The organism is Helicobacter canadensis MIT 98-5491 (genome assembly GCF_000162575.1).
GTDB lineage: Bacteria > Campylobacterota > Campylobacteria > Campylobacterales > Helicobacteraceae > Helicobacter_D > Helicobacter_D canadensis.
In genome coordinates this window covers 764,230-776,653 of the sequence record NZ_CM000776.2, presented here as the reverse complement: position 1 = coordinate 776,653, position 12,424 = coordinate 764,230, and the positions used below count along the sequence as shown (strand labels likewise).

Annotated in this window: 12 protein-coding genes; 5 read left to right on the top strand and 7 right to left on the bottom strand. The window is 34.0% G+C overall.

From position 1 onward, the window contains the following. Entirely contained in the window at positions 1-456 is a 456-nt protein-coding gene (locus tag HCAN_RS03915) for an RDD family protein (RefSeq protein WP_006655450.1), read from the bottom strand. Continuing rightward, positions 456-1,715, bottom strand: coding sequence for a phosphoribosylamine--glycine ligase (purD, locus tag HCAN_RS03910; RefSeq protein WP_006656822.1), 1,260 nt, complete (start codon positions 1,713-1,715; stop codon positions 456-458). Before purD ends, HCAN_RS03915 begins: the two co-directional genes overlap by 1 nt. A gap of 370 nt (positions 1,716-2,085) precedes the next feature. Here purD and HCAN_RS03905 point away from each other — a divergent pair, with 370 nt between their 5' ends. Then, on the top strand, positions 2,086-2,583 hold the full coding sequence (locus HCAN_RS03905; RefSeq protein ID WP_006655448.1) for a c-type cytochrome: 498 nt from the start codon (positions 2,086-2,088) through the stop codon (positions 2,581-2,583). Between the two features lie 137 nt (positions 2,584-2,720). Here the strand turns inward: HCAN_RS03905 and HCAN_RS03900 are convergent, their stop codons facing one another. The 5 genes from HCAN_RS03900 to uvrB all read right to left on the bottom strand — a co-directional run bounded on the left by HCAN_RS03900 (position 2,721) and on the right by uvrB (position 9,008). Further along, positions 2,721-4,316 carry an ABC-F family ATP-binding cassette domain-containing protein gene (locus HCAN_RS03900; protein ID WP_006655447.1) on the bottom strand — a complete coding sequence of 532 codons (1,596 nt, stop codon included), beginning with the start codon at positions 4,314-4,316 and terminating at the stop codon, positions 2,721-2,723. Positions 4,317-4,351: 35 nt separating this feature from the next. Beyond that, positions 4,352-5,170: a MetQ/NlpA family ABC transporter substrate-binding protein gene (locus HCAN_RS03895; protein WP_006655446.1), complete on the bottom strand. Its 819-nt coding sequence runs from the start codon at positions 5,168-5,170 to the stop codon at positions 4,352-4,354. A 9-nt stretch (positions 5,171-5,179) separates the two neighbouring features. Then, the gene (locus HCAN_RS03890) at positions 5,180-5,779 is read right to left on the bottom strand and encodes a methionine ABC transporter permease (protein WP_172617270.1); all 600 of its coding nucleotides are present in this window, start codon (positions 5,777-5,779) and stop codon (positions 5,180-5,182) included. Between the two features lie 110 nt (positions 5,780-5,889). After that, the gene (locus tag HCAN_RS03885) at positions 5,890-6,921 is read right to left on the bottom strand and encodes a methionine ABC transporter ATP-binding protein (protein WP_034556446.1); all 1,032 of its coding nucleotides are present in this window, start codon (positions 6,919-6,921) and stop codon (positions 5,890-5,892) included. A 110-nt stretch (positions 6,922-7,031) separates the two neighbouring features. Further along, positions 7,032-9,008, bottom strand: a complete 1,977-nt coding sequence (uvrB, locus tag HCAN_RS03880; RefSeq protein WP_006655443.1) for an excinuclease ABC subunit UvrB — start codon at positions 9,006-9,008, stop codon at positions 7,032-7,034. A gap of 177 nt (positions 9,009-9,185) precedes the next feature. Here uvrB and HCAN_RS03875 point away from each other — a divergent pair, with 177 nt between their 5' ends. The 4 genes from HCAN_RS03875 to HCAN_RS03860 all read left to right on the top strand — a co-directional run bounded on the left by HCAN_RS03875 (position 9,186) and on the right by HCAN_RS03860 (position 12,411). Beyond that, positions 9,186-9,938 (top strand): hypothetical protein, encoded by a 753-nt coding sequence (locus HCAN_RS03875; RefSeq protein WP_006655442.1) that lies wholly within the window; start codon positions 9,186-9,188, stop codon positions 9,936-9,938. A 155-nt stretch (positions 9,939-10,093) separates the two neighbouring features. Then, positions 10,094-10,327, top strand: coding sequence for a hypothetical protein (locus HCAN_RS03870; RefSeq protein ID WP_006655440.1), 234 nt, complete (start codon positions 10,094-10,096; stop codon positions 10,325-10,327). Next, a complete protein-coding gene (locus HCAN_RS03865; RefSeq protein ID WP_006655439.1) occupies positions 10,327-10,554 on the top strand; it encodes a hypothetical protein in 228 nt (75 codons plus the stop codon). The genes HCAN_RS03870 and HCAN_RS03865 overlap by 1 nt, the downstream gene beginning before the upstream one ends. A gap of 45 nt (positions 10,555-10,599) precedes the next feature. After that, positions 10,600-12,411, top strand: a complete 1,812-nt coding sequence (locus tag HCAN_RS03860) for a primosomal protein N' (RefSeq protein WP_232049079.1) — start codon at positions 10,600-10,602, stop codon at positions 12,409-12,411. Positions 12,412-12,424 lie beyond the last annotated feature (13 nt).

Genomic DNA, 12,424 nt, shown 5'->3' with positions numbered 1-12,424 from the left:
TTAAAGATTAACCACAATAGTTTTTGCAACTTTATCGTGTAAAGCCTGTTTGATTCTATTTTCAAAGACTAATAAAAAGGGCAAATACATTAAAATTTCACTCAAAAGCCTAAAACAAGATCGCACAAACGCCTGTCCCATCTTAGGATTATCCAGCAATTCAACTTCTATAACGCGGATTCTCACCACTATTTTTCCTATAGTAGCCCCATAAAAATGCACAAAAAGCCATTGATAGAGAAGTTTAATAAGATACAAAGCCATCCAAGAACTTGAAACAATGCTTAACATTGCCTCGGTATCTTGTGTATTTTGTGCGATTCGATCCCAATTAATCCCTATAAGAATCATAGAAACTAGTAAATCATCAACCATAAAAGCAACAAATCTCTTCCATAAAGGTGCAAGCTTTATCTCTTCTCTTGCAAGTGTTTCTTCAATTTTTTCAATATCCATTATTTTCCTAACGCTTGATAAGCAATATCTTTGCGATATTGCATACCCTCAAAATGAACTTCATCCACTTTAGCATAAGCATACTTCACTGCTTCTTGGACATTTCTACCCTTGCCAACACAAACCAAAACTCTTCCACCACTAGCAACAAGCTCTCCACCCTCGCTACTCACTCCTGCAAAAGAAATAAGAGAATTTTGAGATTGACTTTCTGAAATCACAATTTTTGCTTTTTTGGAATTTTTATAAGGATAATCCCTAGAAGCCACAACAACCCCCACACAAACACTCTCTTCTAATTCATAATGGACAGATTTTAAATTTCCACTCGCACAGCCCAAGAAACAATCCAACAAACCATTTTTAAAAAGTGGCATTAACACTTCACATTCAGGATCACCAAAACGAACATTAAATTCCAACAAATAAGGCTTACCCTTAACTACCATAATCCCGCAAAATAAAGCACCGCTAAAAGGATTCCCCTCTTTTTCCATTCCTGCCAAAGTTGGCAAAATAATGCTTTCTTTTATTGATTCAATTAATGCAGAACTAGCCAATGGAGAAGGCGCATAAGCTCCCATTCCACCGGTATTTGGACCCTTATCTCCATCAAGTAATCTTTTGTGATCTTGTGCAGCAGGTAAAACAATAAAATCCTTACCATCACACATTGCAAAGACGGACAATTCAAAACCATCTAAAAACTCTTCAATCACCACCTTTTTGCCCGAATCTCCAAAACTTTTGCCCTCAAGCATATCTCGCACTACACTTTTGGCTTCTTCATAGCTTTGTGCGATCACCACACCTTTTCCCGCACACAAACCATCTGCTTTTACAACGATAGGTAAATTTAAAGAATCAATAAAATCACACGCTTCCTTATAATCTTGTGTTTGAATAAATTGTGCTGTTGGAATTCCATATTTCTTTGCAAATTCTTTCATATAAGCTTTAGAACCTTCTAATCTAGCAGCTGCTTGGCTTGGACCAAAGGTTAAGATTCCATTCTCTCGCAATTTATCTGCTAAACCCTCCACCAAAGGTGCTTCAGGACCAATAATCACCAAACCAATTTTTTGCGTAATAGCAAAGTCGATAAATTCATTATCATCTTTAAAATTGATATTTTTTCCAAGCTTGCTTGTCGCACCATTCCCTGGATAAAAATAAATCCCATCGATTCGACATTCTCTCTGCAATGCTAAACCAATAGAATATTCTCTACCACCACTTCCAACAATAACAATTTCCATCTTTTACAACCCTTAGAATTTGATTTTTACAATGCCTAAAATCTTAGGAATTATAAAAACCAAAAACCCAAGTGGGCGCTTATAATTGTGTAAGCCCTAAAAATTTAAGGATTCTAGCCATAAGTTTTTTATTAGGCGGCAGATTCTCGTCTCAACTTAAGAGACTAATAGCGAAAACACCATCACACAAAAAAATCTATACAACTAGCAATATTTGATGTGTTGGACTCCAAAAAATAAAATCGCGTTCCACTCAGGCGATAAAATTATAAAATATCCTAGCTAAAAGTAGCTTTTAATTTTTAACAATTAACTACAAAATTAGTATTTTTTTGGCACAATACCTTAACTAAAATCTTAGGAGACCATTATGATAAAAAAAATTTTTGCTTCTACCCTTTTAAGTCTTAGCCTACTTAATGCCAATGAGTGTGTGTGCTTTGAATTAAAAGGAGAATTTGGAGAAGAAATTAAAGCGATTTTAAAAAAATATTCTAAAAATTTAGGTTCTAAAGACATTCAAGTCGTCAGAGAAGATGCCGATTTAACCGTCCAAGAAAAAAGCTTTTTGCAAAGTCTCATTGGAACAGGTGAAGTCGCTTCTTCTAGTCAAAAATACAATCTTGAAAATGGCAAAAAACTCTATAATCGTGATTGTGCTAGTTGCCACGGAGAAAAAGGAGAAATTGCGGTTGCTAAAAAAGCACCTATTAACACTTGGAGCGCACAAAATATAGCTGATGAAATCAAAAGCTATCAAGATCAAAGTTTTCAAGGACAATCCCGCTTTGTCAAAAATCAAATTGCCCAAAGATACACCAAAAAAGATATGGAAGATGTCGGTGCTTATGTAGAGAGCTTAAAATAATTTAGCTCTCCATCGCTTCACCTCATTTTGGCTAATAATATTCCTTTTACACTTTACACATTTTCTAGGGCAATATTATCTGAGTTTTTATCAAATGATTCCTTTAGGGCTTGAGATAAATTATCCATAAATTTCCCTTACGCTAAGCCTTGTGAAGCGAGATATTCTTCATAACTTCCACGGAAATCTACCACCTCATTATTTTCTTTAAATTCAATAATGCGATTTGCAAACGCATCAATAAGCTCTCTATCGTGGCTAACGCAAATCACATTGCCACTATACTTATAAAGTGCTTCGCCCAAAGCAATAATCGCCTCTAAATCTAAATGATTTGTTGGTTCATCAAGGACTAAAAAATTTCCTCCCTCAAGCATTAACTTACTAAGCATAATACGATGTTTCTCACCACCACTGAGTGATCCCACGCTTTTTTCTTGCTCTTCACCGCTAAATAACATTCGCCCCAAAGCATTACGAATCTCTGTAGCTTCTCTTTTTTTGTCAAATCCACGCAAATATTCATAAAGCGTTTCTTCTCCTCCAATCACTTCGGTGGTATTTTGAGGAAAATACCCCCTCTCAATTGTCGCCCCCCATTTAATCACACCGCTTTGAGGTTTAAGTTTTTCACAAATGAGATCACAAAAAGTCGTTTTTCCAATCCCATTTCTCCCAATCAAAGCAATTTTATCGCCCGGCAAAATATCAAGCGATAAATCTTTTAGCACACACAAATCACCATAGCTAAATTGAAGTTTTTCTATATTTAAAGCTTCATTACCAATTTGGCGATTCACTCTAAAGACAATGCTTGGATCTCTGCGACTAGAAACTTCTAAAGCTTGAATATCTAACTTTTCTAGCTGTTTTTGTCGGCTTGTAGCTTGTTTGGCTTTAGAGGCATTAGCCGAGAATCTTGCAATAAAAGATTCCAATTCTTCTTTTTCTTTGAGTTTTTTATTTCGCTCGATTTCTTGCTGTTTGGCAATCAAAGTTGAAGCAATATACCAATCATCATAATTCCCACTAAACTCTCTTACATTTCTAAAATCCAAATCCAAAATATGAGTGCAAACACTATTTAAAAAATGCCTATCGTGGCTAATAACCACTAAAGTTCCCTCGTGGCGTTTTAGCTGCTCTTCAAGATAACTAATAGCTCTTAAATCAAGATTGTTAGTTGGCTCATCTAAAAATAAAATATCAGGCTTAGGAAATAAAACTTGTGCCAAAAGCACTTTAAATTTATCCCCTCCTGTGAGTGTCTTCATAAGATCATTGTGAATCTTAGCAGGAAATCCCAAGTCTTCTAAAATCTTTTCAATCTGCACATCATATTCATAAGTAGGATCTTCTTCAGCACAGATAATCTCTAATTCACCTAAACGCTCATTAACCTCATCGCTAAAATCCCCTGCCTCATAGAGTTTTTCTTTTTCTTTGATAGCATCATAAAGGCGTTTATTTCCATAAAGCACACAATCTTTAATGCTAAAATCTTCAAAAGCAAACTGATTTTGCCCCAAAACTCCAAGTCTAGCACCAGTATTAAAGGCAATATCTCCGCTACTAGGCTCAATTTCGCCACTTAGAATCTTCAAAAAAGTAGATTTACCAGCACCATTAGCACCTATAAGCCCATAGTGCTTCCCTTTATCTAATTTTAAATTAACATTTTCAAATAATTTTTTAGTTGCATAATGCATTGAAAGTCCAGTAATTTGAACCATACAAAAATCCTTAAATTTATTAAATTAAAATTATACTATTTCTTTTTAACAGGAATAATCTCTCCCTTATATTTTTCTAAAATAAATTCGGAAACTTCTTTGCTCAATAAAATCTCTTGGAGCTTTAAAATTGCAGGATTATCTTGATTGTCTTCCCTTGCTGCTAGAACATTCACATAAATTGAAGTATCATCTTCATAAAATAACGAATCTTTAACGCTCATTTTTGCTTGAAGTGCATAATTAGCATTAATCACAGCCGCATCAACACTAGGATAAATACTAGGAAGCGAACTTGCTTCAACAGGTTTAAAACGCAATTTTTTTGGGTTTTCTAAAATGTCATATTCTATTGTGCTTGCCAAATTATTTGGATCTTTTAGCTTAATTACTCCATTGTTATGCAAAAGTATCAAAGCCCTTGCAAGATTAGAACTATCTCCAGGTAATGCTACATCAGCGCCTTCTGGAATCTCAGCCACACTTTTATAATTTTTAGAATAAAGTGCTAATGGAACAACATAAATAGGAGCTAAAGAAACAAGATTAAAACCTCTTTGAGAATTTTGTGCTTCCAAATAAGGCTTATGTTGATACAAATTCGCATCATTACTTTTATCATTGAGTGCAATATCTGGCATCACATAATCTGTAAAAACTTGCACCTGCATAGAAAAACCCTCTTTTTCCAAAAGTGGCTTTGCAAACTCTAAAATCTCCGCAGCTGGAACAGGCGTAGCCCCTACAATAATATGATTTGAATATTTAGAATCAGATTCTCCTTTTGCTTGTGTTTGATCTCCACAACCACATAAAAAATAAAGACTAACTACCATTAATAAAATTTTTTTCATTTTTACTCCTTAATAATATTTTCTTGCCATTTTTACAATCATATCGCCGATACTTTGGATAATCTGCACCAAAATAATAATAACAAGCACAGAATAAAGCAAAATATCTACTTTAAAGGATTGAAATCCTAAACGATAAGCCAAATCCCCCAATCCACCAGCACCAACAACCCCTGCCATCGCAGAATAACCAACTAAACTCACCAAAGTAATAATTACACAATTAATAAGTGCTGGTTTTGCTTCTGCAATCATCATTTTAATAATGGTATAAAGATTTGCTCCCATACTCTGCGTTGCTTCAATCAAATCTTTTTTGATTTCCAAAAAAGCCCCTTCAAATAAACGCGCAATAAATGGTATTGCCGCAATGCTAAGGGGTATAATCGCTGCTGTGCTACCTGTGCTAATCCCAATAAGAAAATTTGAAAAAGGCAAAATCACCAAAATCAAGATAATAAATGGAAACGAGCGAATAAGATTCACAAGCACACTCAAAAAATGATTAACAGCCGGTAAGGGCTTGATTCCATCTTTTCTTGTCAAAGCCAAAAAGATTCCCAAAGGCAATCCAAAAATAATCGCAAAAAGCACAGAAAAGCCAACCATATAAAGGGTTTCTAATGTGGCTTTTGCAATCAAAAATGGAATGCCACTGCCTCCAAAAATCTGCAACAAAAGATCTTCAAAGATTCTATCAGATATTTTCAAAAACTCTTTCATTTTTTCTCCTTATTTAAGGAATCATATTTCTCCAAAGAAACCTGCTGCAAAAGCACACCCTTTTCTTTAAGCCACTCTAGGCTTTGGATAATTTTTGTTTTCTCTCCTAAGAATCGCAACACAAGATACCCAATTTCATTGCTATTAAACTCTTGAATATTACCACCTAAGATATTAATATCAATACCAAACTCCTTAATCACTTGACTAATAAGCGGATTATGTGCATTAGGTCCCGTGAAAATAACGCGATAAATATCTCTAAAATCCTTTAAATGTGCTATTACATTTTCTTCTCGTTCAGAAATAAATCCAACAAGCTCTTTTGTAATATGCTTTGTAGGATTTGAAAAAACATCAATAACTGCACCGCTCTCAACAATCTCACCATTCTCAATCACAAATACTTTGTTGCAAATTTGTTGCACCACCTCAATTTGATGCGTAATTAACACAATGGTTAAAGAAAGCTTACTTTGTAACTCCTTTAACAAAGCCAAGATTGATTTTGTAGTTTTAGCATCTAGCGCACTTGTTGCCTCATCACAAAGCAAAAGTTTAGGATTATTAGCTAATGCTCTAGCAATCGCTACTCTTTGTTTTTGCCCACCGCTTAATTGACTAGGATAAAAATGTGCTTTTGATTCTAATCCAACAAGTTCTAAAAGCTCATACACTCTTTTTTCAATCGCACTTTTATCCCATTTGGCAATTTCTAGCGCAAAAGCAATATTTCCAAAAACATCTCTTGAATTAAGCAAATTAAAATGTTGAAATATCATCCCAATTTGTTGTCGCTTTTTTTGTAATTGCTTTGAATTAAGTGCTAAAATATCCACACCATCAATCAAAACTTCTCCGCTAGTTGGCTCTTCTAATCGATTGAGTATTCTAATTAAGGTGCTTTTTCCAGCTCCAGAATATCCAATGATTCCTGCAATATCATTGCGTTTAATCTCTAAATTAATATTTTTTAATGCACAAAAACCATTAGGATAAGTTTTATTAATATTTTTTAATGAAATAATTTTGGACTCCTTGTTTAGATGAGATTTTAATTTAAAATTTGAAGTATAGCATATCTTTATCAAAAAATACAAATATTTATAAATACATATAGTATTTAATATTTTATCAATTATAGATTCCGCATTTTTATTATCTCATCTCTTAGTCTTGCTGCTTCTTCAAAATCAAGTCTTTTAGCTGCTTCGTGCATTTTTTTAGTCAATTCTTTAACCAATTTTTCTCGCTCTTGCCTTGGCATTTTTTCTTTCTTTTTAGCCTTTTCATAAAGCATTCCCAAATCTTGATTTTTAAGATTCTCATCTAGCTTCCTTGAAACGCTTTGAGGCTTAATATTATGAGCTTTATTGAAGGCTTCTTGCTTACTGCGGCGATAATCTGTAACTTCCATTGCTTTTTTGAGTGAAGGGGTAATTTTGTCAGCAAAAAGCAAAACTTTTCCATTAACATTTCTAGCTGCCCTTCCCATAGTTTGTATAAGACTAGTCTCACTACGCAAAAAACCTTCTTTATCTGCATCTAAAATCGCCACCAAAGAAACTTCAGGCAAATCCAATCCCTCTCTTAAAAGATTAATCCCTACTAAAATATCAAACTCCCCAACTCTAAGCCCTCTAATGATTTGATTCCGCTCAATCGCATCAATTTCAGAATGCATATAACGCACCTTTAGCCCCAAATCATTATAATAGCGCGTTAGCTCTTCTGCCATTTTTTTAGTTAGTGCCGTTACAAGCACCCTCTCACCCCTTGCAATGACTTTTTTTGCTTCATCATAGAGCACTTCAACTTGATTTTCTACACTCAAAACTTCATAAAGGGGATCAAGCAATCCTGTTGGGCGAATAAGCTGTTCTGCTGTGTGATTCCCGCTTAGTTCTAATTCCTTTTGTGCGGGGGTTGCAGAGACAAAAAGGAAATGGGGAGCTTTATGAATGAATTCCTCATATTTTAAAGGACGATTATCTAAAGCACTCGGCAAACGGAATCCATATTCCACAAGCACTTCCTTGCGACTTCTATCCCCTGCATACATTCCGCCAAATTGCGGCAAACTCACATGTGATTCATCCACAATCAATAAATAAGGCTTATTTTTTTGAGCAAAATAATCTAGCAAAGAATAAGGTGTCTCTCCTGGTGCTTTACCCGTCAAATGTCGTGCATAATTCTCTATCCCCTTGCAAATCCCTGTTGATTCTATCATCTCCAAATCAAACTCGGTGCGTGATTTTAGTCTCTCATATTCCACCATTTTATTTTCTTTTTTAAAAAAATTCAATCTCTCTGCAAGTTCTTTTTCAATATTTTTAATCGCCACTTTCAATCTATCTGCCCCAACAATAAAAGGATTTGCTGCATAAAGCACAAATGATTCTAGAGATTTTAAGGGCTTTTTATCCACACTATCTAAAATCACAATTTTCTCTAACTCATCTCCAAAAAACTCCAACCGCACCGCTTCATCTTCACTATAAGCTGGATAAATATCAATCACTTCGCCATTAACCCTAAAATCTCCTCTATCAAAAAAGGAATCATTGCGTTTATAACCCATCTCCACAAGTCTAAGCAATATATTTCTTTGATTATAGCTACTGCCTATTTCAAACTTTTCTATCATCTCCAAATATTCCTTTGGATTCCCCAATCCATAGTTTGCCGACACAGAAGCCACCACAATCGTATCATCATAGGCTAAAAGCGAAGTGGTCGCTGATAGCCGCAATCTCTCTAATTCTTCATTAATACTTGAATCTTTTTCAATAAATAAATCTTGCCTTGGAATATACGCCTCTGGTTGATAATAATCAAAGTGAGAAATGAAGTATTCCACATGATTTTTTGGGAAAAAACCTTTAAATTCACTAAAAAGCTGTGCTGCTAAAGTTTTATTATGTGTCATTATAAGCGTTGGCATTTGCAACTCTTCTATAATGTGTGCCATTGAAAAAGTCTTTCCGCTACCTGTTACACCAATTAAAGTTTGGTATTGAGAACCACTTTTAATAAAATCGCTTAATTTTTTTATAGCTTGAGGTTGATCTCCTGCAGGTTTATAGGATGAATTTAAAATAAACTTTTGCATAATAAACGAGAATCCTTATATGGAGTTTTATGAAGTATTATTGCAATTATAGTCAAAATTTCTAGATTCTATTTTTAGCAAAAACTTTAATTTTGCTTAAAACTTAAAATACTTGACTTTTATTAATTTTACCTTTATTATTTTATTTTAAATTCTAATTTATCTAAAGGAAATAAAATGCGCGGAATAATATTAGGCGGCGGAATCATCAGCGGTGATGATGGCAAAAGGTATCACTTTAGCTTACAAGATATTCAAAATCTTGAAGGTAGAAGCGAACAAAATTTGGAAAAATGCGAAGTTGATTTTGAAGTTGATGAATCTGGAGAAAAAGCTATTGCAAAAGCTATTTTTATTACTAAATCTTCTACAAGTGTTGCGGATTCTATTACTAATTCGTTAAATGATAACAGCATTAACTCCATTAAACTTAAGGCATATATTGGGATAATTTTTTCTGCACTCTCCTTTATTCCATTTATTGGCTGGTTTTTTGCCATTGCTGGAGTGATTGTTTATATTTTCGCACTCATTGGAATCTCAAAAGAATCAGGTTGTAAGTCGATAATTTTCAATTTCGTTGTTTCAGCGGTTTTATCATTCGCCTCAACTATTATCATTTCTTTTTCAACGGTTTCTGCCGTGGTTGGATCTCTTTCAAATGCAGGTTCGGGTATAGTTGCAGGTATTGGTTTTGTCGGTATTATTGGCTTTATTATTGCAATTAGTGCGTTGTATTTCTCTTATAAATACTACTCATTACTTTCAGAAGTCACTAATGAAAGATTGTTTTTCTATGCCTTTATTATCAGTGTAATTGCAACTTTAACAATATTTATCCCATTCCTAGGTATTTTACTTGCTATCATTTCTTACATTGTTCAAATTGTAGCTTGGGTTAAATTTAAAGAAATTCGAAAAATCAACTAAAGAGCTTTTGCTCTTTATGGTTTCTCCTATCGCTCACTTACAAAGCATTTTAATTAAAATTACTGAATTTTTTACTTTCTATCCTATAAACTTCCATATTTTTAAAAAATAATGTTAAAATATATTTTTTACTCACAAGCAAAAGGTTTTACACAATGGAAGAAGCACAAAATATTTCAAGCAAACTCTTAAAAGGTGTTGATGATTTAGTTACAGAATTACAAAGAACACGCGATGAGAATCAACAATTACGACAACAAATCGTGCTTTTAAAAGCTGAAAATGAAGCCAAAAATACAGAAATTAGCTCACTTTATGATGAAATTAGCTCAAAAGAGAGAGAGTTAGAGAGTGTTTTAAATAAAATTCAAAATGTTCTTGGTCGCTAATGGATAACATTCTTCGTGTTTGTATTGTTGGGAGACATTATGATATTCCAACTCAAGAGATCTCACAAGAAACCTTAATATCCTTAAATCATCTCATTGATGAAAATCAAAATATCAATCCAAAAGACTTACTTCAGGCTTTTTTGGAAGCCTCAGAAATTTCAAATACTCTCAAAACAACAATCCAAAAAGCCAACCAAATCTTAGAATCCAACAAAAATCCCTAAATCTTGTTTTATTATCTAGTTGCCATTTTAAAGCAAAATTCTCCTTTGCTAACCTATGTTTCTACAACCCCTATGAATATTGGTGATATTATCAAAGTTCCCCTGCTAAAAAGTGTGAAAAATGCTGTTGTGCTTCAATCTTGCAACCAACCAAATTTTCAATGTAAATCCTTAGAATCCACACAAGAATACTTTTCTCAAAATCAATTAGATTTAGCCGAATTTATTACTAGCTATTATTGCACTTCACGCTCTATTGCTTATGGAATCTTTACCCCTTTTGTCAAAAATTCTACTCCTATTAAGCAGACAAGCCTAGACTTCACACTCCCAAATCTAAGCCCCAAACAAATCCAAGCACTAGACTTTATTAATTCCCACCAAAGCTCCCTACTCTTTGGGGATACAGGAAGTGGAAAAACAGAAATCTATATTCATCTTATTAATCAAACACTCAAACAATCCAAAAATGCACTTTTATTAATGCCAGAAATCTCCTTAACCCCTCAAATGGAAAAACGTCTTTACGCGGTTTTTGGAGATATTTTAGCTTTTTGGCATTCTAAACTAAGCAGTAAAAAGCGAAAAGAGATCTTAAAAAGGCTCCATAATGGAGAAATTAGAATCTTAGCAGGTGCGCGATCTAGTCTCTTTCTCCCCCTAGATCATTTGGGGCTAATTATTATTGATGAAGAACACGATGATGCTTATAAATCTACTTCTGCTCCACGCTACCATACTCGAGATGTCGCCCTTTATCTAGCCAAAAAAACTAATATCAAAATTCTCCTTGGTAGTGCCACACCACTTGCTAACACCTATTATAAATTCAAACAAACCCAAAGTGTTTTTAGATTAAAAGGCACTTACTATCAAAGTAAAAAAGAATTTCTCTTTTGTCATAGCAGCGATGAATTACACCCCTTTGTTTTGCAAAATCTCAAAGAAAATCTCCAAGCCCATAAACAATCTATTGTCTTTTTACCCACAAGAGCGAATTTTAAACATCTCCTTTGCAATACTTGCGGAAACAATATCCAATGCCCAAATTGTAGCGTTTCTATGAGTTTGCATAGCAAAGAATCCTCCCTAAAGTGTCATTATTGCCACTACACAAGCCCTATTCCAGAATCTTGCCCCATTTGTGGTGGCACTTTAAGCTCTTTAAGAATTGGAACACAAGAATTTGCTAACCATCTTTCAAAAGAACTCCCCAATGCAAATATAGCTTGTTTTGATAGAGATTCTATCACTACACAAAAAAAACTTACAGAAACACTAAAAAACTTCAATCATCACAAAATTGATATTCTTATTGGCACACAAATGCTCTCCAAAGGACACGATTATCACAATGTTGCCTTAAGTGTAGCTCTAGGGCTTGATTACATTCTAAAAGGCAGCGATTATCGTTCCAGAGAAAAAGCTCTAGCTTTAATGTTTCAACTATCAGGCAGAAGTGGTCGTAAGGAAAATGGAAAAGTAATCATCCAAACCCTTCAAGAAGATTTTTTTAGAAACTATCTTGATGATTATGAGCTTTTTTTACAAGAAGAATTAACTTTTAGGGAACATCTCTATCCTCCCTTTATGCGTTTAGCCCTCATTAAAGTTTCACACAAAAAGCAAGAAACTGCTATTATTATTATAAATGACATTCTAACAATCCTCAAACAAAATAAAACTGATAAAATTGAAATTGTTGGATACGGGATAGCACCTATTGAAAAAATCGCTAACAAGTGGCGCTATGTCATTTTATTGCGTTCCAAAGAAACAAAAGCCCTACACCAAATGCTCTTAAAAATCAAAAATATTCCTTGTGAAATTGACATTGATCCCATAGAGTTTAATTAAGGGCTTAATTTAA